The 24,325-nt window shown below is 60.0% G+C and carries 32 protein-coding genes; 10 read left to right on the forward strand and 22 right to left on the reverse strand.

Features of this window, described 5'->3' with window-relative positions:
* Window positions 1–5: 5 nt before the first annotated feature.
* The 6 genes from AD948_RS06515 to AD948_RS06540 all read right to left on the reverse strand — a co-directional run bounded on the left by AD948_RS06515 (window position 6) and on the right by AD948_RS06540 (window position 4,608).
* A complete protein-coding gene (locus AD948_RS06515; protein WP_061471197.1) occupies window positions 6–281 on the reverse strand; it encodes a VirB3 family type IV secretion system protein in 276 nt (91 codons plus the stop codon).
* Window positions 281–613 carry a TrbC/VirB2 family protein gene (locus AD948_RS06520; RefSeq protein WP_061471198.1) on the reverse strand — a complete coding sequence of 111 codons (333 nt, stop codon included), beginning with the start codon at window positions 611–613 and terminating at the stop codon, window positions 281–283. The genes AD948_RS06515 and AD948_RS06520 overlap by 1 nt, the downstream gene beginning before the upstream one ends.
* On the reverse strand, window positions 610–1,587 hold the full coding sequence (gene trbB, locus AD948_RS06525; protein WP_061471199.1) for a P-type conjugative transfer ATPase TrbB: 978 nt from the start codon (window positions 1,585–1,587) through the stop codon (window positions 610–612). Before trbB ends, AD948_RS06520 begins: the two co-directional genes overlap by 4 nt.
* Before the next feature lie 172 nt (window positions 1,588–1,759).
* Window positions 1,760–2,203: a ribbon-helix-helix domain-containing protein gene (locus AD948_RS06530; protein WP_427941435.1), complete on the reverse strand. Its 444-nt coding sequence runs from the start codon at window positions 2,201–2,203 to the stop codon at window positions 1,760–1,762.
* A gap of 2 nt (window positions 2,204–2,205) precedes the next feature.
* Entirely contained in the window at window positions 2,206–4,194 is a 1,989-nt protein-coding gene (locus AD948_RS06535) for a conjugal transfer protein TraG (protein ID WP_061471201.1), read from the reverse strand.
* A gap of 117 nt (window positions 4,195–4,311) precedes the next feature.
* Window positions 4,312–4,608 (reverse strand): DUF2285 domain-containing protein, encoded by a 297-nt coding sequence (locus AD948_RS06540; protein ID WP_061471202.1) that lies wholly within the window; start codon window positions 4,606–4,608, stop codon window positions 4,312–4,314.
* 106 nt (window positions 4,609–4,714) lie between these two features.
* Here AD948_RS06540 and AD948_RS06545 point away from each other — a divergent pair, with 106 nt between their 5' ends.
* A complete protein-coding gene (locus tag AD948_RS06545; protein WP_061471222.1) occupies window positions 4,715–4,999 on the forward strand; it encodes a helix-turn-helix domain-containing protein in 285 nt (94 codons plus the stop codon).
* Between the two features lie 49 nt (window positions 5,000–5,048).
* Entirely contained in the window at window positions 5,049–5,273 is a 225-nt protein-coding gene (locus AD948_RS06550) for a helix-turn-helix domain-containing protein (RefSeq protein ID WP_061471203.1), read from the forward strand.
* A gap of 23 nt (window positions 5,274–5,296) precedes the next feature.
* Here AD948_RS06550 and AD948_RS06555 read toward each other — a convergent pair whose 3' ends face one another.
* The 3 genes from AD948_RS06555 to AD948_RS06565 form a co-directional block, all read right to left on the reverse strand.
* Entirely contained in the window at window positions 5,297–5,899 is a 603-nt protein-coding gene (locus tag AD948_RS06555) for an isochorismatase family protein (protein WP_061471204.1), read from the reverse strand.
* Window positions 5,900–5,946: 47 nt separating this feature from the next.
* Window positions 5,947–6,909 carry a LysR family transcriptional regulator gene (locus AD948_RS06560; protein ID WP_082782340.1) on the reverse strand — a complete coding sequence of 321 codons (963 nt, stop codon included), beginning with the start codon at window positions 6,907–6,909 and terminating at the stop codon, window positions 5,947–5,949.
* Between the two features lie 123 nt (window positions 6,910–7,032).
* Window positions 7,033–8,256, reverse strand: a complete 1,224-nt coding sequence (locus AD948_RS06565; RefSeq protein ID WP_061471206.1) for an MFS transporter — start codon at window positions 8,254–8,256, stop codon at window positions 7,033–7,035.
* 93 nt (window positions 8,257–8,349) lie between these two features.
* Between AD948_RS06565 and AD948_RS06570 the strand changes: the two genes are divergently transcribed.
* Window positions 8,350–8,796 (forward strand): winged helix-turn-helix transcriptional regulator, encoded by a 447-nt coding sequence (locus tag AD948_RS06570; protein ID WP_061471207.1) that lies wholly within the window; start codon window positions 8,350–8,352, stop codon window positions 8,794–8,796.
* Window positions 8,797–8,853: 57 nt separating this feature from the next.
* Here AD948_RS06570 and AD948_RS17620 read toward each other — a convergent pair whose 3' ends face one another.
* Window positions 8,854–9,921: a zinc-binding dehydrogenase gene (locus tag AD948_RS17620; protein WP_169797391.1), complete on the reverse strand. Its 1,068-nt coding sequence runs from the start codon at window positions 9,919–9,921 to the stop codon at window positions 8,854–8,856.
* Between the two features lie 96 nt (window positions 9,922–10,017).
* Here AD948_RS17620 and AD948_RS06585 point away from each other — a divergent pair, with 96 nt between their 5' ends.
* Entirely contained in the window at window positions 10,018–10,599 is a 582-nt protein-coding gene (locus tag AD948_RS06585; protein ID WP_061471223.1) for a TetR/AcrR family transcriptional regulator, read from the forward strand.
* A 20-nt stretch (window positions 10,600–10,619) separates the two neighbouring features.
* Here AD948_RS06585 and AD948_RS06590 read toward each other — a convergent pair whose 3' ends face one another.
* The 7 genes from AD948_RS06590 to AD948_RS06620 all read right to left on the reverse strand — a co-directional run bounded on the left by AD948_RS06590 (window position 10,620) and on the right by AD948_RS06620 (window position 16,389).
* Window positions 10,620–12,671, reverse strand: coding sequence for a relaxase/mobilization nuclease domain-containing protein (locus tag AD948_RS06590; protein WP_061471210.1), 2,052 nt, complete (start codon window positions 12,669–12,671; stop codon window positions 10,620–10,622).
* A gap of 238 nt (window positions 12,672–12,909) precedes the next feature.
* A complete protein-coding gene (locus AD948_RS06595; protein ID WP_061471211.1) occupies window positions 12,910–13,563 on the reverse strand; it encodes a lytic transglycosylase domain-containing protein in 654 nt (217 codons plus the stop codon).
* Window positions 13,564–13,567: 4 nt separating this feature from the next.
* Window positions 13,568–13,903: a DUF736 domain-containing protein gene (locus AD948_RS06600; RefSeq protein ID WP_061471212.1), complete on the reverse strand. Its 336-nt coding sequence runs from the start codon at window positions 13,901–13,903 to the stop codon at window positions 13,568–13,570.
* A complete protein-coding gene (locus AD948_RS06605) occupies window positions 13,887–14,492 on the reverse strand; it encodes a S26 family signal peptidase (RefSeq protein ID WP_061471213.1) in 606 nt (201 codons plus the stop codon). The genes AD948_RS06600 and AD948_RS06605 overlap by 17 nt, the downstream gene beginning before the upstream one ends.
* Window positions 14,489–15,004, reverse strand: a complete 516-nt coding sequence (locus tag AD948_RS06610) for a DUF2840 domain-containing protein (protein ID WP_061471214.1) — start codon at window positions 15,002–15,004, stop codon at window positions 14,489–14,491. Before AD948_RS06610 ends, AD948_RS06605 begins: the two co-directional genes overlap by 4 nt.
* On the reverse strand, window positions 15,001–16,119 hold the full coding sequence (locus AD948_RS06615) for a replication initiator protein A (RefSeq protein ID WP_082782335.1): 1,119 nt from the start codon (window positions 16,117–16,119) through the stop codon (window positions 15,001–15,003). Before AD948_RS06615 ends, AD948_RS06610 begins: the two co-directional genes overlap by 4 nt.
* Complete coding sequence (locus AD948_RS06620; RefSeq protein ID WP_061471215.1) at window positions 16,120–16,389, reverse strand: helix-turn-helix transcriptional regulator; 270 nt, start codon at window positions 16,387–16,389, stop codon at window positions 16,120–16,122.
* A 361-nt stretch (window positions 16,390–16,750) separates the two neighbouring features.
* On the opposite strand from AD948_RS06620, the gene AD948_RS17625 reads away from it, so the two are divergent.
* Both AD948_RS17625 and AD948_RS17630 read left to right on the forward strand, forming a co-directional pair.
* The gene (locus AD948_RS17625; protein WP_082782336.1) at window positions 16,751–16,975 is read left to right on the forward strand and encodes a helix-turn-helix domain-containing protein; all 225 of its coding nucleotides are present in this window, start codon (window positions 16,751–16,753) and stop codon (window positions 16,973–16,975) included.
* Window positions 16,965–17,528, forward strand: a complete 564-nt coding sequence (locus tag AD948_RS17630; protein ID WP_211264443.1) for a hypothetical protein — start codon at window positions 16,965–16,967, stop codon at window positions 17,526–17,528. The genes AD948_RS17625 and AD948_RS17630 overlap by 11 nt, the downstream gene beginning before the upstream one ends.
* A 10-nt stretch (window positions 17,529–17,538) precedes the next feature.
* Here the strand turns inward: AD948_RS17630 and AD948_RS06625 are convergent, their stop codons facing one another.
* The 5 genes from AD948_RS06625 to AD948_RS06640 all read right to left on the reverse strand — a co-directional run bounded on the left by AD948_RS06625 (window position 17,539) and on the right by AD948_RS06640 (window position 21,478).
* Window positions 17,539–18,444, reverse strand: coding sequence for a DNA-methyltransferase (locus AD948_RS06625; protein ID WP_061471216.1), 906 nt, complete (start codon window positions 18,442–18,444; stop codon window positions 17,539–17,541).
* 328 nt (window positions 18,445–18,772) lie between these two features.
* Window positions 18,773–19,258 (reverse strand): DUF2285 domain-containing protein, encoded by a 486-nt coding sequence (locus AD948_RS06630; RefSeq protein WP_061471225.1) that lies wholly within the window; start codon window positions 19,256–19,258, stop codon window positions 18,773–18,775.
* Window positions 19,259–19,307: 49 nt separating this feature from the next.
* Window positions 19,308–19,562, reverse strand: a complete 255-nt coding sequence (locus AD948_RS18960) for a transcriptional regulator domain-containing protein (protein ID WP_082782339.1) — start codon at window positions 19,560–19,562, stop codon at window positions 19,308–19,310.
* Window positions 19,563–19,877: 315 nt separating this feature from the next.
* Entirely contained in the window at window positions 19,878–20,558 is a 681-nt protein-coding gene (locus AD948_RS06635; protein WP_061471217.1) for a DNA methyltransferase, read from the reverse strand.
* Window positions 20,559–20,761: 203 nt separating this feature from the next.
* Window positions 20,762–21,478, reverse strand: a complete 717-nt coding sequence (locus AD948_RS06640; RefSeq protein ID WP_211264445.1) for a DUF2726 domain-containing protein — start codon at window positions 21,476–21,478, stop codon at window positions 20,762–20,764.
* Window positions 21,479–21,594: 116 nt separating this feature from the next.
* Here AD948_RS06640 and AD948_RS06645 point away from each other — a divergent pair, with 116 nt between their 5' ends.
* From AD948_RS06645 to AD948_RS06660, 4 genes are all read left to right on the forward strand, one after another.
* A complete protein-coding gene (locus AD948_RS06645; protein WP_211264444.1) occupies window positions 21,595–21,825 on the forward strand; it encodes a hypothetical protein in 231 nt (76 codons plus the stop codon).
* Window positions 21,826–21,925: 100 nt separating this feature from the next.
* The gene (locus tag AD948_RS06650) at window positions 21,926–22,249 is read left to right on the forward strand and encodes a type II toxin-antitoxin system HigB family toxin (RefSeq protein ID WP_048851140.1); all 324 of its coding nucleotides are present in this window, start codon (window positions 21,926–21,928) and stop codon (window positions 22,247–22,249) included.
* Window positions 22,239–22,619: a helix-turn-helix domain-containing protein gene (locus tag AD948_RS06655; protein ID WP_012553877.1), complete on the forward strand. Its 381-nt coding sequence runs from the start codon at window positions 22,239–22,241 to the stop codon at window positions 22,617–22,619. The genes AD948_RS06650 and AD948_RS06655 overlap by 11 nt, the downstream gene beginning before the upstream one ends.
* A gap of 13 nt (window positions 22,620–22,632) precedes the next feature.
* A partial coding sequence (locus tag AD948_RS06660) for a recombinase family protein (protein ID WP_061471220.1) occupies window positions 22,633–24,325 on the forward strand: 1,693 nt, incomplete at its 3' end.

Below are 24,325 nucleotides of genomic sequence, written 5' to 3' on the forward strand. Positions count from 1 at the left end.
CCTCCCTATGCCCGCAACCAGGCGGGATAGCGGAGATGCCGCCGGCCCACCTCGACGAACAGCGGATCGCGCTTCGCTCCCCAGACCGCGAGCCCGTGGCCGACGATCCAGAACAGGGCGCCGACCAGCCACAGCCGCAGCCCCAGAGAAATCGCGGCCCCGAGCGTGCCGTTGGCAATCGCCAGTGTACGGGGAGCCCCGCCCAGCAGGATCGGGTCAGTCAGGGACCGATGGACCGGGACATGGAAACCCGGCACGGCATCATCGTCATATCCCGCCATCAGATCAGTGCTCCCCCGGAGAAGGAGAAGAACGACAGGAAGAAGCTGGACGCCGCAAAAGCGATGGACAGGCCAAAGACGATCTGGATCAGGCGACGGAAGCCACCCGAGGTTTCGCCAAAGGCCAGGGTCAGGCCGGTCACGGTGATGATGATCACCGACACGATGCGCGCCACCGGTCCCTGCACGGATTCCAGGATCTGGTTGAGCGGTTCTTCCCATGGCATGTCCGAACCGGACGCCAAGGCCGAGGAGCACCATGCGATGGACAGTAGCAGCACGGCGGAAAGGAGCGGCGCGTGCCGACGCACGCGGAACAGCGTGAGGTTCATTGGGATTCTCCCGAATGCTGGAAGGGATGGATGCAATAAGCGCCTGTGGCGTGATCGAGCCCGTCCACGGTGACGAGTTCGGACAACCGGCGCCGCGTGCCCCGCCCGGACAGGACAGCGATCACGTCGATCGTCTCGGCGATCAGCGCGCGGGGCACGGTGACCACGATCTCCTGGATCAGTTGCTCCATGCGATGCAGGGCACCGATGGCGGTGCCGGCATGCAGCGTGCCGATCCCACCGGGATGACCCGTGCCCCAGGCCTTGAGCATATCCAGCGCCTCGGGACCGCGCACCTCGCCGATCGGGATACGATCAGGCCGCAGCCGCAGGGCCGAACGGACCAGCTCGGACAGCGTGACGATGCCGTCCTTTGTGCGCAGGGACACCAGATTGGGTGCCGCGCATTGCAGTTCGCGCGTGTCCTCGATCAGCACGACGCGATCGTCGGTTTTCGCGACTTCGGCCAGCAGGGCGTTGACCAGCGTGGTCTTGCCCGTGGATGTCCCGCCGGCGACCAGGATGTTCTTTCTCTCGGCAACGGCCTGGCGCAGAAAATCCGCCTGCCCCACCGTCATGATCCCGGTGGCGACATAATCGTCGAGGGTGAACACCGCGACGGCGGGCTTGCGGATGGCGAAACTCGGGGCCGTCACCACGGGTGGCAACAGCCCCTCGAACCGCTCCCCGGTCGGCAGTTCCGCCGATACGCGTGGCGCTGCGTCATGCACTTCCGCCCCGACATGGTGTGCGACCAGACGCACGATGCGCTCGGCATCGGCGGGGGTAATGGTTTCGCCCGTGTCGGATAGTCCCTCAGACAACCGGTCAATCCACAACCGCCCGTCGGGGTTGAGCATCACCTCGACCACGGCGGGATCGGCAAGGTGCCCCGCGATCGCCGGTCCCATCGCCGTGCGCAGCATCGAGATGCCGCGTGCCTGGCTTTCCGAATTATGGTGCGAAACCGCCATCTAATCCCCGCTCGAACGGGACCGGAACAGATGGTCCCCACACGGGGATGATTAAAAGAGGGCCATTTCGGCTCGATTCAACAACTATTGCGGACCGTGCGGCCATTGCGTGGAAACGGCGGCAATCGGCGGGATTGACGAATCCTTTTGGCAGCCCCACGCAATCTGACGATTACTGGGGGTCTTCCCCACGATTGCGCCGCGTGTCGATGTCCCGCGACAGTTCCCTGAGAAAGCGATCTCCCGTCGCCAGCTTCCGCCCGAGCGATTGCAGGAAACCCTCGAACCGTTCGACGCCTTTCGCCCTGGCCGATGCCTGGGCACTGTCGGGCAGCGGTGGGGTGACGGTCAGCCAGAAGCGAATGAACAATGCCAGCGTCTCGCCCATAATGGCGAGGTCCTCGTCCATCCCGGCAATCTGGCGGTCGATCCTGTCCATGCGGCGGGCGAACACCGCCTCCAACCGCTCTGAAGCGTCGGCCGAAAGAAAGGACGCAACAGCGGCCTCAATCACCGCTGACTTCGAGACGTTGCGCCGCAACGCCAGCGCTTCGACCTGCTTCAGAAGCTCCGGCTCGAAATACACATTCATGCGGGTCTTGCTGGACATGGGCATCCTCACAGATCGAGACCGTCGGCCGGGTCCATCGTCGCCTGCCGCGCAACGGAGCGGGCTTGCTGGCGTATGGCGCGCGCCCTGGCCGCATCGACATCCGGCTCGTCGTCGAGCACATCGAACTCCTGCATACCCGGCCGCTCGGGCGGCGCGACGTCCTCATGCTCTGGCAATTCCGGTTCGCGGCGAATACCGGAATTGGCCGGATCGTCACCAGCCCTATTACTGCCATCCGGTGCTGGCCCTCCTGATGGAACCCCTACCTCCAGCGCAGACCAGTCATCGGACGGGGGCGCGGACGGGCGTTTCGTCCCAGTAGCCGGGGGCGGCAGGACACGCTCCATGAACCGTGCGTCTTCGTAATAGCGGGCTTTCTTCGCGCGAACGGGGGCCACACCCGCGACCAGCAACAGTTCATCGGTCGGCGGAAGCTGCATCACCTCGCCGGGCGTCAGCAGCGGTCGTGCCGTTTCCTGTCGCGACACCATGAGATGCCCGAGCCAGGGCGATAGCCGGTGACCGGCATAATTGGTGGAATCACGCATTTCGGTCGCGGTGCCGAGCGCGTCCGACACCCGCCGGGCGGTGCGTTCGTCGTTGGTGGCGAAGGCAACACGGACATGACAGTTATCGAGAATACTATTGTTCGCGCCGTAGGCTTTTTCGATCTGGTTGAGGCTCTGCGCGATCAGGAAGGATTTAATCCCATACCCCGCCATGAAGGCCAGCGCACTCTCGAAAAAATCCAGCCGACCGAGGGCGGGAAACTCATCAAGCATCAGCAGCAACCGATGCCGATGGGCGGAGACATGCAGATCCTCCGTCAGCCGCCTGCCAATCTGGTTCAGGATCAGGCGGATCAGCGGCTTGGTGCGGGCAATGTCGGATGGCGGTACGACGAGATAGAGGCTCGCGGACTGGCGGCCGGACACGAGATCCGCGATGCGCCAGTCGCATCGTGCCGTCACCTTTGCCACCACGGGGTCGCGATAGAGGCCCAGGAACGACATGGCGGTGGACAGGACGCCCGATCGTTCGTTGTCGCTCTTGTTCAGCAACTCCCGCGCAGACGACGCAATGACCGGATGCACACCAGCCTTGCCGAGATGCGGCGTGGACATCATGGCGCGCAACGTCGCCTCCACCGGCCGCTTCGGATCGGAGAGGAAATTGGCGACACCGGCCAGCGTCTTGTCCCGCTCGGCGTAGAGGACATGCAGGATCGCCCCCACCAGCAGGGAGTGCGAGGTCTTCTCCCAATGATTCCGCCGGTCCAGCGCGCCTTCGGGATCGACGAGGATATCGGCGATGTTCTGGACGTCGCGTACCTCCTTGTCGCCACGCCGAACCTCCAGCAGCGGATTGTAGGGCGAGGACGCCGGATCGGTCGGGTCGAACAGCAGCACACGCCCGTACCGGGCACGAAATCCGGCGGTCAGCCCCCAGTTCTCGCCTTTGATGTCATGAACGATGGCCGAGCCCGGCCAGGTCAGCAGCGTTGGCACGACCAGCCCGACACCTTTGCCCGAACGGGTCGGCGCAAAGCACAGGACATGCTCTGGACCATTATGCCGGAGATAGTCCCGATCCCATCGGCCCAGCACCACACCGTCAGGGTCGAGCAGCCCGGCTTCCGTCACCTCGCCAACGTCAGCCCAGCGGGCTGAGCCATACGTGGCGACATTCCGGGCCTCCCGCGCCCGAAGGATGGACAGGCCGATGGCAACGACGCTGCCGATAATTCCACCGGACGACGCGATATATCCGCCCGTCACGAAAATCGACGGCGCGTAGGCGTCGTAGAAATACCACCACCAGAAGAAGGCCGGCGGATCGTAGAACGGCCAGCCTGCCACCATGAACCAAGGAGCGCCAAGCTGGGGCTGAAAGCCGAGACGCCAGGCTGTCCATTCCGTGGCACTCCAGATGGAGACGAACACGATCAGCAGAACAAGGGCAACCTGCCCCCACAGGACACGGCTTCCGGACATCGGGGCTCCAATCGGCTTGGGGAATGAAACCGATCAGAGAAGGGGCGACCCAGCGGCAGGCAATATATAATGAGTCGCGATCGTACCGCCGGATACCATGGCGTAGAAAAAGGACGGTCAGTGCCGGGTTGCGCGGGCGTCGATCACGGCCTGCTCGAGAATCTTCCGGTAACCGATCTTCGTCATCCACTGCGCACGGGCGAGATGGCTTTCCCAGCAAGTGCGCGTGCGCTCTGCGTCCGCCGGATCACGATGCAGCACGATCCGCGCCACCTCCGCCCAGTCGGCCCGATCCGCCTCGGCATCGAGCAGGCGGAGATAGGTGATGAAATGCACTTCGTCATAGGTCGTGATCTCCGGCACGGTCGGGGCCAGGTCATCGACATCGGGGTCCAGTTCGGGTCTTGCTGTCATCCGACAGCCCTCCAGCAGGATTGCAGTCAACCATATCCTAAAATGGGATAATCCTAAATCAGGATTATCGGAACGGCTCCCCTTGCCCGTCGGAGAGCTGTTCCGCGTGAAGAAATCCCTGCGCACACCCCGGCAGCTTTTGCTGCAATCGCTTCTTACAGAAGCGCGCAAGACCGGGGGTATGACGCAGGCGGAACTGGCCGCCGCACTTGGCAAACCGCAATCCTTCGTCGCCAAATACGAGAATGGCGAGCGACGAATCGATGTCATTGAGTTCGCTGACATAACAGCCGCCCTTGGCGTTTCCGGCGCCGATCTTCTCGTTCGTCTCGCGCCTGGCGCAGAAAAGCCCCCGCCAGAGGGCAAGGATACCACGGTCCAGGACGAATAGGAACGATCATTCCTGGAATGATCGTTCCGACGCAGGTCTCGATGATGGCATGGACCTCAAGGAGGTCATGGCGGTCAACCTGCGTCGGATGCGTCATGACAGGGACATGACGCAAGAAGAGCTGGCCGATCGCGCCGGCCTGAGCACCCGCTATATCGGAGCGATCGAACGCGCGGATGTTTCGGCAAGCGTTACGATCCTGGGAAAGATTGCGGAGGCACTGGACGTGGAACCGGGGGCGCTATTGAAAGCTGTCCTGGCCAGCCCGCGCTGACCGGCTGAGGGGAAAAAACGCCCTCAGTCCTTCCACGCGGTGCTGTCCTTCACGACGACAGCGAACATATCCGCCAGTTCGGCCAGCGCAACGCGGCGCACGGTTTCGGCCGCGATCGTTCCGCCCAGCGGATCAGCGACATCACGTGCGGCAATGGCGTCCGCCACAAGGGTCACGCGCAGACCGTATTCCTCCGCCGCCGCGCGGGCCGTGGTGGACACGCAGACACCCACCGTATCCCCGGCAATGATGACCTCATTCCGACCTGTCTCCTTGATCCGGTCCGCGAGCCCGGTGCCGATAAACGCATTCGCATGGGTCTTGAACAGAACCGTCTCCCCTTCGCGGGGCGTCACCTGGGGCAGGAAATCGCGATACGGACTATCGCTGGCGAAGGCGGGAGCACCTGGTCCTGCGTCATGGGCAATATGGATGACCGGCACGCCATTGCGACGCGCAAGGGCAAGAAGCCGCCCGGCCTCATCCGCCGCCGCATCGACATTGGCAAGTGGCACCCGTCCGTCGCGATATTCGCGCTGGATGTCAATCAGGACCAGCACCGACCGGTCAAGCGGCGACGGGCTGTCGTCGAGACCGTAGATCTGGCGGAAGGTTTCGAGGGTCATGGGGATTTTCCTCCTGATAACAAGCTATTTTGACAGCCGGCGCTTCATCAGGGTGCGCCGCCTGTTTCGTGATGTCCCGGTGTCTTGACTGGAAACGAGGATGGCATGGTTTGAGCCTGCATGGTCCAACCATCCATGCGACTCATATGCGTGGCAAGCTCCAGAAGCTTACGCAGCGCAGGGCTGCGGTTCTGAGGCGACCAGACGGCGCTGAACCGGGCCTGTTCGTTTTCGTCATCGATCGGACGGAAGACGACACCGGGAAATGGCACATAGCTCCCCGCCTCGTGGGTCAGCGTGATCCCCTCTCCTGCGGCAACCATGTGCATCAACGTATCCCGCCCTACATTGCGCCGATGGAGGCGCAGCGATCGTCCATGTTCAGCCACACGCCGGACGATATGTTCGAGAACCTGCGGCCCTGCGCCGCCCTGCCGCACAAGGAAATTCTCTGCCGCAAGATCTGCCCACGCAAGGGATTCTAGCCTCACAAGCGGATGTGCAGCAGGAAGAGCGATCACCAGCGTCTCGTTCCAGAGATGTCGGCAATGGCAATCCGGCACATTGGCAACATTGACGATGAAGGCCACGTCGAGTTTGCCCTCGCGGATCATGGCAAGAGTATGTGAAGACGATCCTTCGACGATGCTCTGTTCAATTGCCGGATGGGCTGCGCGATAGCGCTGGCGCAGATCAGCGAGGAAACCGGTTGCAATCGAACCGTGTAGCCCGATCGTGAGCCGCCCCACTGTACCATCAGAAATTGCGCCTGCCGTCCTAACGGCATGATCGATCTGCTCCATCCCTGCGGAAACCTCTGCGACGAAACGGTGTCCGGCCTCGGTCAGCCGGACACCGCGATGACGCCGCTCGAACAGGACGATGCCCAATGTCTCTTCCAGGGCCTTGATCCGGATGCTTACGCTCGATTGGGCAACACCGAGCGCGTTAGCCGCATGTCGGAAATTCAGATGCTCCGCGACGACCAAAGCCTGAACAAGAGAACGCAAAGGAAACTGTGCCCCCAAAGACGTATATCGGGCTTCAGCTCTCTCGCAGCGCCTCATTCTATTTTCTCAAGACCAAATGAATTAAAGCACCTGAATTGCCATAATGAGGAGGAGATTTTGGCATTACCCTTCTCCCTGCTGCCGGTTTTCAGACTTTCTTGAAGCCGCAATGAAGAAGCCGACTAGGCCCAAAAGTCCACCGAACAGGCTCACTCCGATCCAACCTGCATAAGCATAGATCATTGTGGACAAAACGGCCCCTATGGCACTGCCTAGCGAATAGAAAGCCATATATGCGCCGACGATGCGGCTCCCCACCCCGCGCGCGTTTGCTAGGATGAGACTCTGGCTGGTGACGTGAATCGCCTGAATGGCAAAATCCAAAAGCAGAACACCGATGATTAGGGACCAGATCGAAAAGGGCAGTCCCGCGATAAAAACCCATGAGACGACTGCCAGGAGGAAGCATAGGATCGTCGTGCGCCGTGCGTATCCATGATCGGCCCAGGCGCCAGCCCTTCCTGCGCCGAGCGCGCCCGTCAGCCCGGCAAAGCCGAACAGCCCGATTTCTGTGTGGGGAAGGGAGAACGGCGGCGCGCTCAACGGCAGGACGAGCGGCGCCCATAGCGCGTTGAACATCGCGAAGATCAGAAATGCCATGACTCCGCGCCCTCGCAGGATCGGCATGTCGCGGTAGAGCGAGAGAGTCGAGCGGATCAGCGCGAGGTAGGACAGTTGTGCCTCTGGAGCCTCCTGTTTCGGCAGAACTGCAGTGAGTGTAACTGCCATCACGACCGTCAGCACGGAAGAAACCGCATAGACGGCCCGCCAGTCGATGAGATCGGTCAGAGCACCGGCGATGATGCGCGCGCACAAGATTCCGATCACGACGCCGCTCGTCACCTGCCCAACCACCCGGCCACGTTCGGTGGGAGCCGCCCGGTTTGCGGCATAAGCCACCAAGGTCTGCACGAGAACGGAGAGCAGTCCGACCGCGAAGAGGCTGATGAGCAGGAAGACAAAGGATGGTGCCAGCGCGACGCCTGCCACCGAGATAGAAGCTGCCACTCCTTGCCAGAGGATGAGACGACGAGATGGCAACAGGTCACCGAGCGGGACGACAGCGAGCAACCCAAATCCATAGCCGATCTGCGTCGCCGTGATCGCGCTGCCGATCATGCTGGGGGCGACGTGAAAATCCCGAGCAATCTGATCCAGGAGCGGCGCCGAATAATAGACATTCGCCACGCTCAAGCCGCACGCGGCTGCCAGCAACAGCACGATCACCCCGCTCAAAGGAGGCTGAGAGGAGACGCATAAAGGTTGTTCTGAAGGGGGCAGGAGCATCAATCGGACTCCATTGATGGTTCTATAATAGAACCTATTGAATGGAATCCTGTCCAGTCTTATTTTAGAACCAAATTCGGAAAGGAGCACCGCATGGTCAAACGGGTCAGCATGAAGGCGGCCGACTGCCCAGTCGCCCGGTCTCTTGATGTGATCGGCGATTGGTGGTCCTTGCTGATCGTTCGCGATGCGTTCGATGGCATGCGCCGTTTCGGCGAATTTCAGAAGAGTCTCGGCATCTCGAAGGGAATCCTGACCAGCCGACTCCTTGCTCTTGTGGAATTTGGTGTTCTCGCTGTCGAGCCGGCTTCCGACGGAAGCGCGTGGCAGAATTACGTGCTCACGCCAAAAGGCGAAGGGCTGTTCCCGATGATCGTAGCCCTTCGCCAATGGGGCGAGGTGTTCTGCTATGAGAAGGGAGAGGCTCATTCGATCCTCATAGAACGCAAAACTGGAAAATCCCTGGCGCCGTTGCGTGTCCGTTCTTCGTCCGGCCGAGTGCTGGACGCACGCGATACCTTGGTAAAGAAAATATCTTGAGAAATATTGACTGATGGAATCCTCTATTTCATTGAAACGATGAAATAGATTCATGCCTCATTTCTCGATCGCGAAGTCGATAGCGACGATGCCGACCGTGTCGTAGCGTCCCATTGCCTCCAAGACCGGGGTTATCCCGTCAAGCTCCACGGTTTGGCTCACCACCTTACCAGGGTCGAGAACGCCAGCCTCACACATGGCGAGCATCGTGTCATAGCGATGTGCCTGAAGCCCGAAAGCACCAAAAAGTCGAAGCTCATTGAGAAGGATGATGTCGATCGGAAGTCTCACGTAGCCAGCTTCGACACGGGTCGTATGACCAATCTGCACATGACGACCACGCTTGCGCAGCGACAGAACTGAATTGAGGCAGGTTTCCTCAATGCCCAGTGCATCAATCGAAACGTGAACGCCGCCACCGGTCAATTCACGAATGGCCTCGACGGGATTCGCTTCACGAGGATCTATCACGATGGCCGCGCCAAGCTTTCTGGCGGCATCGCGTGCATGTGGCGAAGGATCGACGGCAATGACCTTAGTTCCAACCGCAGCTGCGATCTGCACGGCCGATATACCCATGCCGCCACATCCATAGATCGCCACCCACTCGCCGCCTCTTGCGTCCGCCTGATCAACAACAGCATGAAAGGCTGCGATATAGCGGCAGCCAAGGCTAGCAGCGGCAAGCAATGTCATACTTTCAGGAACGCGCACAAAGTTTACGTCTGCGTGGCGGACCATTGAATACTCTCCGAACGCTCCCCAGAAAGACACGCCAGGAACAAGAAGATGGCCTTCGTCGCAGATATGCTGCTGTCCATCTCGGCATTGCAGGCAGGTGCCGCACCCGGGATTCATCGGATAAACGACGCGATCTCCAGGTTTCCATTGGCGCACGTCAGCACCAACCTCCTCAATGATGCCGGCGAACTCATGCCCGAGGACAAAAGGCGGTTTAATCGAGAGGCCACGCCAAGCCCAATCGTCAGTCCATAAATGCCAATCGGTACGGCAGATGCCATTCGCTCCGATCCTGACAATCGCGCCATCCGGCGGACATTCAGGGTCGGGAATCGAACGGACAACGAGAGGTTTTTGCAGTTCCTCGACAACGGCGGCACGCATGTCTTTCTCCATTCTTTAGTGACCAACAAAGAATGGAGGCTTGCCTTTCGATGTCAAGCAAATTATTTGTCGTTCGACCAACAATGGAGATCCAACATGGCCGGACGGCCGAGAGAGTTCGACCGGGACGCCGCATTAAGGAAGGCACGCGACGCTTTTTGGTCGCGCGGTTATGAAGGCGTCTCGATGGCCGATCTAGTCAACCTGTTAGGATTGGCTTCGGCACGTATCTATGCCGCCTTCGGATCGAAGGAATCGCTATTCCGTCAGGCGATAGCACTCTATGACGCAGATGAAGGTGGTTTCGCCACAAGAGCGCTTGCTGAAGAGCCTACGGCAAAGGCCGCATTCCGACGTATCCTGATTGAAGCAATCGAAACCTACACGAAGCCGAATCATCCGCGCGGATGCATGGTCGTTTCCGCCGCTACCAACTGCTCAAGCGAGAATGACAGATTACGGGAATGGCTTGCGGCGTTTCGCTGCCGTCGCACAGCTTCGCTCGTCGAGCGGTTGGAGAAAGCCGCTATTGACGGCGAGCTTCCTCCTGATGCTGATCCGCAGGCTCTTGGAGATTATTTTGCGACGGTTCTCCACGGCCTTTCTGTTCAAGCACGTGACGGCGTGCCGAAAGAGCGATTGCTGGCCATCGTTCCCACAGTCATGCGAAGCATCTAGTAAAACTCGTCGGGCCTTCATTAAATCTCTATCCCTCTCTGCCGTCCCACGTTCCACGACACCGATCCTCCCTGCACAACGCCTGTCACCTCCTGACCGAGGTGACGCTCGATCACAGGCCGCCACGGGGCCAGCGTGAATTCATGAGACTTCTCGACGATGGCAAACTTCCCGCTGGATAGCTGGGCGGTGCCGGTGAACATCCCGCTTACCATCTCGCCGTCCGCGACTGCCCGAAACGGCACGGACTTCATTGCTGCCAATTCCGCCCCGACACGGGCGACCTCCCGCTCCTGAAGCGTGGCGAGCAGGTTGCGCCGGTAGCTGACGCGCCCATCCGGCCAGCGGGTGGCATCCCCCTGCTCGATCAACCTCTCTCGCCGCTGCTCCATCGCCTCGCGCACCTGTTCCCCGAAGCCGGCGGGCACCAGATCGGACACAGCACCTCCGACCAACCGCCGGTCGAGCCAGGTCGCGCCATCCGCGCCGATCTGCCTGTCGAGATCGAAGGTCGAAAGGACACGGATATTTGCCCTACCGCCCCTCCCCGCATCGTGGGCAGCAGCACGGGTAGTGAAATCCTCGGGAATACGCCACTGGTCGGCATCGATCCTCTCGACGATACCGGCCCGGCGCAGGGCCTCCAGCCGCCGGACATGGGACGCGACGAAACCGTCATAGTCGCCCCCCGGCACGCGCCCCTCAAACCGGACCTGTTCGAGATGACGGCTCGGCCGGTAGACACCATCCTCGGCGATGCCGGCAATCGCGCGATCGGAGGGGCGCCCGGCGCCATCAGGCGGGCCAATCTCGACGATGCTGCCGATCCGTGCCTCCGCAACGCGGACCGGGTCGATGCCGGCGACATGATGCGTGCGGCCGTCAACACCATCGACCACCAGCGTCAGTTCCTCACCCAGCTCGTCGGACAGATGCTTGTCGATGACGCGGCCGACAATCGGCGTCGCAGGTGCCGCATCATGGATCGCAAAGCTCATCGGGTCGCGCTCAGCGCCCTCCGCCCACAGCGCCTTCTGCATCGTGCGGATGATGTCACCGCGCTCGCCCATCTCGCGCAGCGTCGGCTCCAGCCGCTCGCTCAGTTCCCACACGCCCGGCGCATGTTCCGTGGCAAGCCCCATATCGCCCAGCTTGCTGAGCCGTCGCAGGCGCAGCGTCCGATCCGCCTGGCCGCGCGGACCGTCAGGTTCGTGGCGCACATCGAGAAACCGGTCCTCAGCCTCCGCGAGCATCACCCGGTCGATGCGGGTGAGACGATCCTGATCGATCTCGGCAACCAGCTTACGGCGCTGCTCGATCTCCGTGACGGGGCCGAGTTCCAGCGTCACCAGTTCGCTTGCCCGTTCGCGGATGCCGTTGGCAAGATAATCGCCATTGATCACCAGATCCTCGCCCAGGTCATCGCGGCCGTTGACGACGACATGCACATGCGGATGGCCGGTGTTGTGGTGGTTGACGGCCACCCAATCGAGCTTCGTGCCGAGATCGGCTTCGACCTGCACCATCAGGTCGCGGGTGTAACCCGTCAGATCGGCAAGATCCCCGGCGTCCTCCGGCGAGACGATGAACCGGAACTGGTGGCGGTCGTCGCGGCCGCGATCGAGAAACGCATCACCATCGGCGCGGTCTTCGGTCCCCGAATAGAGTTGCCCCCGCTCGCCATCACGAGCGGTGCCGTCGCGCTGGATGTAGCGAAGATGGGCGGCTGCCTTGCCATTCCGCCCGGCAGCGCGGACGGAGCGGGATTTGACGACGACGCGGCGGCTGCCCGGCCGACGATGGCTCCAGCCATTCGAGAGGTTCCTGGCACGCACGAACGTCGCCCCGCGTCCGCGTCGCACACCACGCCCGGACGCGATGCTTCCCTCCCCCTTCGGGGAACGTCCGGGACTGCCCCCTCGGGGGCGTCCGGTGCCGCCGGTCGCCGCCTGCTGCTGGCGCGTGACCGTGCGCACCCTGGTCAGGAAGCTCTTGGCACGACCGCCCTTCGGCGTGTCGGCGCGGATGCGACCCGGCCTCGGACGGAACCGGTTGTCGTCGCCCGCGCTCATGGCCGCTGATCTGCCTGAAACTGCCACAAACAGACAGGAGTGCCGCGAAAAACGGGGCGGAAACTAACTTCGCCGCCTGTCGCGGCACCATACCCCCTCAAAGGGGGGGCCACCCAAAACAATGTGCAGACAAGGGCTTGCCCTGCGGATCGGACCCATGGGGTGCCGTCCGCTTTAATCTTGCGCTCCCTCTTCTGCCCTCTTTCCGCCTCTCCACCCCCTGCCCTGCACATTGTCATCATGGCCGCGATCCCCTACCGCCACGCACCATGAACAGGCCATCCGATCGCGGCATGATCCCCGACATATCGCGCGCAGACGCACCTGCCGCGCTGCGATCTGGCTGCATGATGAAGAGCGGCGCACGGGTCCAGACATACTGATCGGCCGCCGCGATCATGACGGAAGCATCGCCGCCACCTCCGATGAGCGGCGCCACGGAAGCGACATAAGCGCGCGTTTCCGATGGTAGCGGACGCCCCGCCAGAGACGCTTCGTAGCGATCGGGACCGGCGTTATAGGCGGCGAGAAAACCCGGCGATCCGTAGCGGTCATGCAATTCGCGGAGATAGGCCGCACCCGCTAGAATGTTGTCGCGCGGATCGTAGGGATCACGGCCCAGATGATGCCGAACGCGCAGTTCCGCCCATGTACCGGGCATGATCTGCATCAGCCCCATCGCCCCCGCCGATGAAACGGCCCCCGGATCGTCTGCACTCTCGGCGCCCATGACAGCCCTGATCCACGTCGCCGGAATGTCGAAACGCCGCGCAGCCTCAGCGACCTCGGCGGCATATGGGATATCGATTGGCTGCGCCGATACAGCGACCGGCACCATGACAACGAGACATCCCGCCGCCAGCAGACACGCGATCCGGGTCTGATTACGCATGGTGTCAATCCCGCCCGTCGCGCTTTTGGGGGCGGCTCCAGTGCAACGACCAGAGACCGCCATTGCCGCCATCACGGAACAGATTGGCGCGTAACGGTTGCGGCAGGAGTGGATCGTCGATCAGCAGGGCAACGTAATCACCGGCACGCTCGCCCGTGCGTTTCCAGCCGGCACCGATCTCCGGACCATCCTCGTCATCGCGATGGATGCGATAATCCGGTGCGTTGTCGGAGTCCGATTTCTCGGCCGACACGATGGCAATCTCATGGGAACCGAGGAAGGTCTGGATGCGTCCGGCAAAGCCGGTCTTGTCGCGCGTGAAGCTACCGATCTGCGGCATGGGAAGTCTCCGTAGCGATGTTGGGGAAGGACGCCATCGGCCTGTCAGCGAACAGGCCGTGCCAGACGAAATGACCGTCGCCGTGCGCGTCGGTGTAGAGCGGCGTCGCCCGACCGATCACAGCGGCGCGTGGGAGCGGGCCGAAATAGCGGCCGTCCAGACTGTCGTGGACAGACGGGTTCATGAGAAAAATCTGATCCGGCGCGATGCGGCGGCAGCCCTGCCAGATCGGCAGCACGCGCGCCCGCCGGTCACGGTCCTGCGCTTCGCCAAGCCGCACACCATCCACGGTGACGGTGCGGCCACCACGGCAAACCTGTTGCCCCGGCAGCGCCGCGACAGGCTTCAGCAGCGGCACATTTCGCCCGATATAGCCGCGCCCGACCATGAAATCGACCAGCGGTTTCGGTGGCCTGACGGCGACCAGGTCACCGACCTTCAGCCCGTTCGGCGGGGTAAGGTCGTAGAAGCCGAGGGGCGTGCTGGCGGAGGCGTTCCATAGCAGCTTCACCGGCACGGGGAAGATGGCGGCAACGGCCACACCCATCACGGCAAAATACGTTACCATGACATAGCCGAAGCGGGTCATGGCACGATCTCCCGCCGCCTGAGCCAGGCCCGATGACGTGCCATGGTGTAGGGGCGCGGTTGCTCACCCGCGTTCAGCCGGTTGCCGACATGCCGCCAGTAATCGGGCGAAACCGTGCAGGCGTCGATGCCGGCGTCTTCCACCGCATCGATATGGCGGAGCACCTGTTCGACCTTCGGCCAACCCGCGACCCGCAGCAGGATTTCACCGCCGGGCCGGGTAAAGGGCACGGTCTGGCAAGGTTCTCCCGGTGCCACGGCGCGCAGGATGTCGATGCGCGATACGATCGTGCCGAAATCGTTGGCCGCCCAGCGGACAAAGGCGAAAACGCTGCCAGGCCGGAAGGAGAAGATACGACGGCGTCGGTCGAGGATCTGTTCCTGAGCCTCATGACCGAACCTGATCCAGTTCTCGACGCGCTTGTCGATGTGCGTCAGTTCGACATGGGTCAATGCGTCGTGTGCGAACAACAAGGCGTGGCCTCGCGCACGGGCCGTTGTGGCGCTGATCATGGCCCGTCTCCCGGCATGGGAGAAAGACCACACGCGTGCGGATCGCCCGGCCTGTCGGCGGCACCGGCACCACGGTTGGCATCCGGTTGCCCCAACATCAAAAAGTTAGAGTCTAAGTTAGACTCTAAGTTACGAGCGCGATTCCGCGTTTCAGGCCAAAGACTTAATTGGGGTTCGTGCGCCTGAAATCCCGATAGTGATGCGCCCGAAGTCCCGATAGTCCCTGCGCCCGAAATCCCGTGTCCGTCCACACCGTCATCCACAGGCACTGTGGATAAGTTGACGGGACGAATATGCAGCAGTTTCCGCCGCCCCTCGCACCGGATCGCGAGGCGATAACCGGGAAGCGACTGTCGGGCGGCGATGCGACGCAGGTCGAGCGCGAAATCTGAGACACGCGCCAGGCTGCCGGATTTTTCATGGAGATGCGCCATCTCGAACAGCCAGCCCTGCGGCTGATGCCCGGCATGTTTACGGGCGACGCGGTAGAGCCAGCGTTCGATACCACCGGTCAGACGAAAATAGGCCGGGTCGATGGTCAGGACCAGCGAGCGGTCGATGACGCCGCGATAGAACCAGTCCGGCAGAACGCACTCCATGCCCTCGACACGGCCGTCGCGGGTCGTCCGTTCCTCCCATTCGTTGATCCAGGAGAACTGGTGCCGGCGCCAATGCTCGCCGTTACGGATGGTGGTACGGATCACGGTCGATTGCAGCCGGGCGAACGCGGCCTTGAGCAGCCGGTAGTCCCGTGCGCCCGTGGTACGGCCAACGGCCGTCAGAAGCTGGTATGGGGTGAAGCGCAGAAAGCGAGACGTCCTGAGGCCGCCATTCTCTGCCTCGACAATCTGGCTGGCGGCCCAGATCAGCACGTCCGCGTCCCAGATCGTCGCCATGCCATGCTCGGCCAGGCCGTGAATCTCGACCCGCTGACCACCGGCTTCATAGAGGATCGGCGCGACCCGCTTCGCCTTGGAAAGCGAGAAGAACGGCCGCTCCATCAAATCGCGCTGGTCGCGGGGACTGGCATCGCCCCCCGCAATCACGAAGGGGTCGAGGCGCAGCCGCTCGCTCTCCCGCGCATGCTGGCCGCGCGGTGGCATGACGCCGGCCATTCAAAGGGTCGCCTTCTCGGCCGGGGTCAGCGGACGGGCCGGAAAGACACGGCAGGGTGTCTCATCGGTGGTAGACCTGCGGACACCATTCGCGGCCCAGCCCTGGAGGTCGTCGAGGGCATAGACGATGCGGCCGCCGATCTTGCGATAGGTCGGACCAGTGCCGTAGGTCCGGTGCTTTTCCAGCGTACGGATGGAAATGCCTAGGAAGCGCGCCGCATCGGGCGTGCGCAGGAAACGGGGCGGCAACCCCGTCTTGGGATCGAGCATGATCGGGCCTCCGGTTGGGTTCGGCGACTGTCGGCAACGACAGCGGGCCATGGCGAACCGTGGCGGAGGATCGGCGGTCTGGAGAGTGCCGGAATCAAGTGGGTTAATTTAAGCACTCCTGCAGCGGGCATTTATTGAGAATAAAGTGCTATGTGATAGAATAAGTTGAATGCCCTTCATGATCAGAAATAAAAAAGGACGTTGATGTCTCGATGAGAATGAGATGCTTGCGGGCAGATGAGCGCGCGATAAAAATTTAAGGACCATTTGGATGAAAGGTTAAGTGATCCTTCAGATTACCCATCAATTAAGATACTTATAGTCCGTAGACTTATGGTCATCATAGATATCACACTTGGGAATGAATTGTGATCCCCCATTGATTCAAAAGAAATTCGGGAACGGTGTTCGCAAGCGAAGAAAACTCTTGGGTATGTCACAAGAGGAACTCGCTGATGCCTGCGACCTAGATCGGACGTATATTGGGGGAGTTGAACGAGGTGAACGCAATGTTAGCCTAGTTAATATACATCGCATTTCTATAGCCTTATCTGTCTCACTTTCGGAACTTTTTTGTGATGTTTGATGAAAATATTTTAGATACTACCATTTCAAATATAATTTTTAATTATAAAATATCATTCTCAAACAAAATACATACTGCTGGAAACGAAGATTTCGACGTAATAATGAATCTTTTCAATATTACACCAGAATTAAAACGTGAAAATAGACAATATTGGGGGCGAGAATTAGGTATGTGCTGGCAAAGAATCGTAACGGCACTTTGTCAAACGCGCTGTAGTAACTTTCAACCTGCCATTCGTATCGGGGCGGACGAACCTTTTGATTTAGCTGTCGGACAATATGCTATAGATACCAAGTACCGTATCGGATCGGGAGATGCTGGAACGCTAAAAAAATTCAGAGAAAACGGCGCAAGAATAAAAGCGCTTGGATATACCCCCGTCCTCCTAATCGTTAGAAGCGACAATCTAAATGCTGCCATAACCGCATGCAAATCTGGAGGATGGGATATTTATCATTCACAAGCTGCGTTTGCATTCATTCATAGAGAAACCGGTTTCAATCTATATAACTACCTTTTTTTAAAAAAAGGAGCGTTTTCTATTATATAAAAATTCAATATTATATTTTATTCAGCCGATCTATAGAAATATCAATGCATTTTTTGTCATTGTCGATCCCTATATAGTTCACACCATATTTTTTTGCCGCAACAAGTGTAGTTCCAGATCCACAAAAAGGATCTATTACCACATGATCCTGACGGCAAGGAACAAGCATTTTTATCAATCGATCCATTAGTGCTTGAGGTTTTTCGTTAATATGGAGAGCTTTTTCAACAGATTTTTTTCTTGAAGAAGCCCCCTCTATTATATTTGACAAAAATGATCCATCGTCAGATTTGGTATTAAACAAACCAATTCCATATTTTTTTATGTTGTTCTCGTAATTATTTTCAATAGGTTTCTGAACTAGAACAATAGCCTCCCATTCATTGCGAAAACAACTATGCCAACCGTCCCACTCTTCAGCATCTGGATGATTTTGCTTTCGCAGCTTTGCTCCCAAGTTCAATCCTTTTGGTATCCCGCTATGCCTTCGATAAACTAAAATATCTCTTGCATAAAAGCCCGCACGCTCCAATGCGATTTGAACGTGGGCGGCTGTGCGAGTACTATTAAAGACGGCTACAGGAGCACCTGGAATGCAAGATGAAAACAACGGCTCGGCCCAAGATAAGCACCACTCTTGGTAAGCATCAATATTTTCCTGAACGCGCTCATACCAACGCCGGTTCCTAACGCCACCAGCAAGTTGACTGCCGTAAGGTATATTTTTCACTAATGTACTACTGTTTGCAGAAGCCACCCTCTGCATTCTACGCTCAATTTCTTCGTTATTCCACTTATGCCCAATGAACTCATAATTATACGGAGGATCTGTAATGCATGCCGCAATAGAATTGCGCTCAATATCATTTAATGCATCCACAGCATCACCAAAAATAACTCTACTGGATTCAGGCATTAGATTATACACCACCTTTGATACTTATAGTCATCATACATGGATTATCCACATTGTCAATCAATGAGAGCCCGTCCCTGATGATGCCTTATAATGATCGAAGCCCCTGAGCCTTCCTTGGAAGGCTGCTCCAGTGGTAACTGCTTACATGGTTGGCTGGCTCGCGATTTAGTTCTGATATTGCAACGTTCGTAAGTTCCGCCTTATCGATATGCTACCCCCCAGACCAGAGGCCGTGCGGAGCCCGATTTGGCCCGATTCTGCCAAGCACGTGAGCAGTTACCCCCAGTGTGGCAGTCGTTAACCAAACGGTGTGCATTTCCATAGTCTAGCGCTCAGACAACCGGATCGGATAGCGCAACAGTTCACGGTAACCACCACGAACATAATAACGACCATCGACAACAAGGCGCCGAACCTGATTCTTGCGAGGATCGTTTTCCCAGTCACCCTTCCGACCTCCAAACCCGAGCAGAACTTCGGCAAGCTTGCGATAACTCGCGCCAGCCGCTCTCCCATCCAACGCCCTGAGCATCAGGATATGCCGGTCCCGCGTCTGCTGCGGGAAATCATGCGCCCACCTGCCCTCAGGCCGACCGACCAGCGCGCGCCATAAACGCAGCACGGCCTCCGCGCGAAGCTCCAGCAGCTTATCGAGCGGCAGGATCACGACATAGGTGGCGCGTCCATTCGCTGGACTTGTCGGAAGCCAGAACTGATGTGCCGACGCTCTGGACGGCCAAAAACCGTGCCACGCATCACCGTCATCCAGTCGCGCGACGAGGTCTGATAATTCCGCGAGATTGATCGGCATGACGGCCGGATCATCCGCATTCGCCAGAGCCTCACGCAGTTCGATCACGTCAGGCGAGAGTTCCGGTATCCAGAAAACAGGCGTATGGCCGGCAGGCTGCGCCGGATCGACAGGGAAATCGCAAACCCCATCGTTTGGAAAAGGCTTTGCTGCCCCCTGGCTTCGGAGCCGCAAGCGTTTTCGTTCGCTGGAACGCGCGACGATATTCGTCGTCACGTCTAAGATATTCCCAGGCCATGCCGGCGGCTGCAATGTCTTTTGCGTGTTCGTAAGCGGCCGGCGACTGCCAATCTGATATCGGCATCGCGTTACCCTTCCTTTTGCGCCTGCTTCTGGCAGCAGCACAATCAGGATGCGCAATGGGAAGATTTTGTGGAGACTGTGTTTGGAGATACTTCGATCTCGTAACACGATCGCACGATCGCTATCACGATCGCTATATCGTTCTTCGCGTCTGCCAGAATATTCCGCGAGCCGGGCATTCGCCCGGCAAGCGGCGCTTATTTTCATCTTCCCGTCGCCGATCCGCGAAGTCGGATCGGCGCAAATTTGTGCGGACAGACAGGCCAAGGAAACGGGCACCGCAGAACCGAATTGTCGGCCCTGCGGCGTTCACTCCCTACGCCGCCATTTTCTTCGCCGCGTGCCAGGCCAGGCGCCGGGTCGCCGTTGCCGCGTGGTCTGCGTCCAGTTCCATCCCCAGCCAGTCCCGCCCGAGATGCTGCGCCGCCACCAGTGACGAACCCGAACCACAAAACGGGTCCAGCACCAGACCGCCTACCGGGCAGAAGGTTTCCACCAAGGGCAAGAGCGCGGCCACCGGCTTTTGCGTCGGATGCAGTTTATTGCCCGAATACGGCATGTCGATCACATCCGGCACCGGCTGTCCGGGCCGCCTCACGCTCCCTTTTGCCAGAAGGTAGGCGCTTTCATGCTCGTAGCGCAGAAAACCAGAAGATGACGCATAGGATTTGCGGAAGACGATATGCCCGACCATGCGGAACCCGACCGCCTTCCAGGCTTCGGCAAACAGGTCGATCTTGTTCCACCCGTAGAAACTGACGGCAAGACCGCCCCATTTCAGAACACGATGCATCTGGTTAACCGCCGGACGAAGCCAGCGTGCGTTGTCGTCATTGCGGACCTTCCGCCCGTCACGCCCCTGATAGTTCACCAGGTAAGGCGGATCAGTCAGGATGAAATCCACCGTATTGCGCGGCATTGTCCGCATCAATTCCACGCTGTCGCCATTGAGGATGGTATTACGGAAATCGGTCGCCGTGTTCGTGTTACCGGTCATGGTCTTTGCCCTTTATTCCGCGAGGAACAGCCCCCGCTGTTCCTCTGCCTCGCGGCGAGCAGCGGGGTAGCAACGGCAAGGGCGACCGATGGGGAGGGGTATCACCCGGTCTGCACGGAGCGCAGCGCAGGAAGATCGGGGACACCCGATCGGGCGGCGTCAGCCTGCTGACGCGCACCCTTGCCGGCGCGAGGGCGGAGCCCTTAGCCTGTTTTTACCTTGAGAGCCGCCCCGGCGGCCTCGGAAATGGCAGCCATAATTTGCGCCCTGGCCATTTTTTCGGGGATTTCGAGCAGCGGAATACCGGCCTTCTGCAAGGCCAGACGCTTCACCGCCATGCGGTCATCCGCATCGCCGGACAGGTCGTGGCCTGTGCCATGATATTCGATCACCAGAACTGGCAGTCCATAGCGATCAATCAGCAGGAAATCGACACGCTTGCCGCTATAGGAACTGAAAGCCTGCTTCTGACGCGGATCTTCCGGGTCGTAAGTCGTTCTGATGAAGCCACCCATCGAAACCTCGAAGGCGAAACGCCAGTCGGGCTGATACGTCCTGATCCACTCGTCGAGCGCGTAGAGCACCTGCACAGCCTCTTTATTGACGGGACGGACGGCCCGCAGACTGCACTGACTGATGAAATGTAACTGGTTTTGCGTATTGGAGAGGTCGTTGTCCTGAAAATATTGCCGCCGACGCTCTGCATCCTTCTTCTGATCGGCGGCCTGTGTTTCCAATGTGGAAATCCGGCGACGTAACGACGAAAGTTCTGTATCGCGTCCAGCGATCTGACGATCCAGACTCTGAAGCCGCGCATTCCTCTCGGCAATCTGCTGCCCTGCCTGCGCCAGATCGGCTGTCGCACGACGCCCCCGGATATAGAATCCAATGGCATATCCAATCGCCAGAAGAATGATCATTTTTTCCACGGTCGATAAGCCTCCCTTTTCTGCGCGATCACCGCCGATTACCGCATCAATCGTTGCATGGTCTTCTCAAATCCTCTTGTCCTGTCCTTCATCGTTCCTGTCGCCCCATGACCCGGAAGGTGGACAGGATGGCACGCAGACCCGACAGGATCAGGATCGAGGTGTTCGGCCCCACCAGTGAGGCGGAGACGGCCGAGGAAGCGTTCCGCCCGTCCGATGAAGCCGTCCGATCCCTCGCCCGCCTGATCGGCCGCCAGATGGCCCGAGAGCAGTTCGAGCGTGCCCGCGCGCTGGAGCGGAAACAGGCCCGGCAGAACCGATCCGGCCACATGCGATAACCTTCCCTTCCCGGCTGCATTCCCCCGGCGAAAGACCCGTCGCTGGGCAGCCGTGCATTGTTCTTGTGACCATTATGGTCCCGTGATATAAGGTCAGTCAATGAGGATCATCGCCCGTCGCACGCTGAGAGAATTCGTCGACAGCTTGGCAGGCCAGAAGGACCAGCCGGCCGTGAAGGCGGCGCTGGACGCCTGGTTCGCCGAAGTCGGCAGGGCCGCCTGGACGAGCACCGCCGATGTGAAGCGGCTCTATGCGACGGCCAGTATCGTCAGCGCGGAGCGGATCGTCTTCAACATCAAGGGCAATGCCTATCGCCTGGTCGTGGCGGTCGATTTCGAGAAGAGCATCGTCTGGATCAAATGGATCGGCACGCACAAGGCGTATGACAGGATCGACGTGACGGAGGTGGAACATGACGGCTGATCTGAAACCCATCCGCAACGAGGCGGACTACGACGCGGCCCTCGACGAGGTCGGACGGCTGTGGGGTGCCAAAAGCGGCACGCCGGACGGCGACCGACTTGACGTGCTGGCGACCCTGATCGACGCCTATGAGGCGAAGCACCATCCGATCGACCCGCCCGATCCGGTCGAGGCGATCCGCTTCCGTATGGAACAGCAGGGCCTCACCCGTAAGGATCTGGAGCCGATGATCGGTCCACGCAACCGGGTGGCGGACGTGCTGAACCGCAAGCGGGGCCTGTCGATCGACATGATCCGCCAGTTGCATGACGGCCTCGGCATCTCGGCCGAGGTGCTGATCCGGCCCAGCCGGATGGACAAGGTCGCCTGATAAGGAGCATCCCATGACCCGCGTCGCCCTGTATGCCCGCTATTCGTCCGACAACCAGCGCGACGCCTCGATCGAGGACCAGTTCCGCATCTGCCGGGAACACGCAAAGCGGGAAAAATGGAAAGTCATTGGCGCCTACAAGGACGCGGGTATCTCCGGCGCCAGCATGATCCTGCGTCCCGGCATCCAGACCCTGTTGCAGGACGCCCAGGCCGGGCGGTTCGACATCGTGCTGGCCGAAGCGCTGGACCGCATCTCCCGCGACCAGGCTGACGTCGCCACGCTATTCAAGCACCTGAAATTCGCCGGCGTGCCGATCGTCACCCTGGCCGAGGGTGAGATCAGCGAACTGCATGTCGGCCTCAAGGGCACGATGAACGCCCTCTTCCTCAAAGACCTCGCCGCCAAGACCCATCGCGGCCTGCGCGGGCGGGTCGAGGACGGCAAATCCGGCGGCGGGCTGTGCTACGGTTATCGCGTGGTCCGACAGTTCGACGCCAAAGGCGAACAGATCCGGGGCGACCGCGAGATCGACGCGCATCAGGCGGAGATCATCCGCCGCATCTTCCGCGACTTTGCGGCCGGCATTGGTCCGCGCGCCATCGCCAAAGCCCTGAACGACCAGGGCATCGGCGGCCCCGAGGGCAAGCTGTGGAGTGACACCACCATCCGGGGCCATTTGAAGCGTGGTACCGGTATTATCAACAATGAATTGTATATCGGGCGGCTGGTCTGGAACCGACAGCGCTATGTCAAAGACCCGTCGACCGGCAAGCGCGTCTCGCGCCTAAACCCGGAATCAGAATGGGTGGTAACAGAGGTTCCCGACCTGCGAATTGTCGATGACGCACTCTGGCAGGCGACCAAGGCTCGTCAGAGCCAGATCGCCGAGAAATACGTCAACGTCACCGAGGCTGTTCGCGCCCATCACAAGCGGAACCGGCTCAACGGCACGCGCCGACCGAAATCCTTGCTATCCGGCCTGCTGTTCTGCGGCCTGTGCGGTGGTCCCTACGCTCTGCGAGGTTCAGACCGTTTCGCCTGTTCAGGCCATGTCACCAACGGCTCCTGCACCAACAGTCGGACAATCCCCCGTCCCGATCTGGAACGCCGGGTGCTCTCCGGCCTGAAGGACCGGATGATGGCGCCGGAGATCGCGGCCGAGGCGATGCGTGCCTATGCCGAAGAGACCAATCGTCTCAACCGCGAGCGTCGGTCCAACGCCGATGTCTGGCAGGTTGAACAGGTGAAGGTCGAGAAACAGATCCGTGGCATCATCGAGGCCATCAAGGAAGGCATGTTCCATCCCAGCATGAAGGCGGAGATGGATACGCTCGAAGCCCGCAAAGCCGAACTGGCGTCGCTACTCTCCGACGTTCCCGATGACGTGCCGGACCTGCTGCCAAGTGCTTCGGCCGTCTACGCGCGGAAGGTCGGACGCCTGACCGACGCCCTCAACCGGCCCGAGGAACGGCTGGAAGCTGCCGAGGCACTGCGGGCGCTGATCGAGAAGGTCGTGCTGACGCCCGGCCCGAACCGGGGCGAGATCGACGCGATGCTGTATGGGGAACTGGGGACGATCCTTACCTGGATCGAGCGTCAAGCCATCGGAAAGGCTGAAAAAAGAAACACTCACGGAGCGATGCTCACGAGAGTGTCGGTATCAGTGGTTGCGGGGGCAGGATTTGAACCTGCGGCCTTCAGGT

This window comes from Acetobacter senegalensis (genome assembly GCF_001580995.1).
Classification (GTDB): domain Bacteria; phylum Pseudomonadota; class Alphaproteobacteria; order Acetobacterales; family Acetobacteraceae; genus Acetobacter; species Acetobacter senegalensis.

Excerpts from the sequence above, each read along its gene's own strand:
- AD948_RS06535 (WP_061471201.1), bottom strand. The coding sequence starts at position 4,194 with ATGTCCGGAAGCCGTGTCCTGTGGGGGCAGGTTGCCCTTGTTCTGCTG.
- AD948_RS06620 (WP_061471215.1), bottom strand. The coding sequence starts at position 16,389 with ATGCTCGATCCCAAGACGGGGTTGCCGCCCCGTTTCCTGCGCACGCCC.
- AD948_RS06625 (WP_061471216.1), bottom strand. The coding sequence starts at position 18,444 with ATGCCTGAATCCAGTAGAGTTATTTTTGGTGATGCTGTGGATGCATTA.
- AD948_RS06550 (WP_061471203.1), top strand. The coding sequence starts at position 5,049 with ATGGACCTCAAGGAGGTCATGGCGGTCAACCTGCGTCGGATGCGTCAT.
- AD948_RS06650 (WP_048851140.1), top strand. The coding sequence starts at position 21,926 with ATGAGGATCATCGCCCGTCGCACGCTGAGAGAATTCGTCGACAGCTTG.
- AD948_RS06520 (WP_061471198.1), bottom strand. The coding sequence starts at position 613 with ATGAACCTCACGCTGTTCCGCGTGCGTCGGCACGCGCCGCTCCTTTCC.
- trbB (WP_061471199.1), bottom strand. The coding sequence starts at position 1,587 with ATGGCGGTTTCGCACCATAATTCGGAAAGCCAGGCACGCGGCATCTCG.
- AD948_RS06610 (WP_061471214.1), bottom strand. The coding sequence starts at position 15,004 with ATGATCAGCGCCACAACGGCCCGTGCGCGAGGCCACGCCTTGTTGTTC.
- AD948_RS06655 (WP_012553877.1), top strand. The coding sequence starts at position 22,239 with ATGACGGCTGATCTGAAACCCATCCGCAACGAGGCGGACTACGACGCG.
- AD948_RS06600 (WP_061471212.1), bottom strand. The coding sequence starts at position 13,903 with ATGCCGCAGATCGGTAGCTTCACGCGCGACAAGACCGGCTTTGCCGGA.
- AD948_RS06515 (WP_061471197.1), bottom strand. The coding sequence starts at position 281 with ATGGCGGGATATGACGATGATGCCGTGCCGGGTTTCCATGTCCCGGTC.
- AD948_RS06605 (WP_061471213.1), bottom strand. The coding sequence starts at position 14,492 with ATGACCCGCTTCGGCTATGTCATGGTAACGTATTTTGCCGTGATGGGT.
- AD948_RS06645 (WP_211264444.1), top strand. The coding sequence starts at position 21,595 with ATGACCCGGAAGGTGGACAGGATGGCACGCAGACCCGACAGGATCAGG.
- AD948_RS06570 (WP_061471207.1), top strand. The coding sequence starts at position 8,350 with ATGGTCAAACGGGTCAGCATGAAGGCGGCCGACTGCCCAGTCGCCCGG.
- AD948_RS06615 (WP_082782335.1), bottom strand. The coding sequence starts at position 16,119 with ATGGCCGGCGTCATGCCACCGCGCGGCCAGCATGCGCGGGAGAGCGAG.
- AD948_RS06595 (WP_061471211.1), bottom strand. The coding sequence starts at position 13,563 with ATGCGTAATCAGACCCGGATCGCGTGTCTGCTGGCGGCGGGATGTCTC.
- AD948_RS06640 (WP_211264445.1), bottom strand. The coding sequence starts at position 21,478 with ATGATCATTCTTCTGGCGATTGGATATGCCATTGGATTCTATATCCGG.
- AD948_RS17625 (WP_082782336.1), top strand. The coding sequence starts at position 16,751 with ATGAATTGTGATCCCCCATTGATTCAAAAGAAATTCGGGAACGGTGTT.
- AD948_RS06635 (WP_061471217.1), bottom strand. The coding sequence starts at position 20,558 with ATGACCGGTAACACGAACACGGCGACCGATTTCCGTAATACCATCCTC.
- AD948_RS06555 (WP_061471204.1), bottom strand. The coding sequence starts at position 5,899 with ATGACCCTCGAAACCTTCCGCCAGATCTACGGTCTCGACGACAGCCCG.
- AD948_RS06585 (WP_061471223.1), top strand. The coding sequence starts at position 10,018 with ATGGCCGGACGGCCGAGAGAGTTCGACCGGGACGCCGCATTAAGGAAG.
- AD948_RS18960 (WP_082782339.1), bottom strand. The coding sequence starts at position 19,562 with ATGCCGATATCAGATTGGCAGTCGCCGGCCGCTTACGAACACGCAAAA.
- AD948_RS06540 (WP_061471202.1), bottom strand. The coding sequence starts at position 4,608 with ATGACAGCAAGACCCGAACTGGACCCCGATGTCGATGACCTGGCCCCG.
- AD948_RS17620 (WP_169797391.1), bottom strand. The coding sequence starts at position 9,921 with ATGCGTGCCGCCGTTGTCGAGGAACTGCAAAAACCTCTCGTTGTCCGT.
- AD948_RS06530 (WP_427941435.1), bottom strand. The coding sequence starts at position 2,203 with ATGCCCATGTCCAGCAAGACCCGCATGAATGTGTATTTCGAGCCGGAG.
- AD948_RS06590 (WP_061471210.1), bottom strand. The coding sequence starts at position 12,671 with ATGAGCGCGGGCGACGACAACCGGTTCCGTCCGAGGCCGGGTCGCATC.
- AD948_RS06630 (WP_061471225.1), bottom strand. The coding sequence starts at position 19,258 with ATGCCGATCAATCTCGCGGAATTATCAGACCTCGTCGCGCGACTGGAT.
- AD948_RS06565 (WP_061471206.1), bottom strand. The coding sequence starts at position 8,256 with ATGCTCCTGCCCCCTTCAGAACAACCTTTATGCGTCTCCTCTCAGCCT.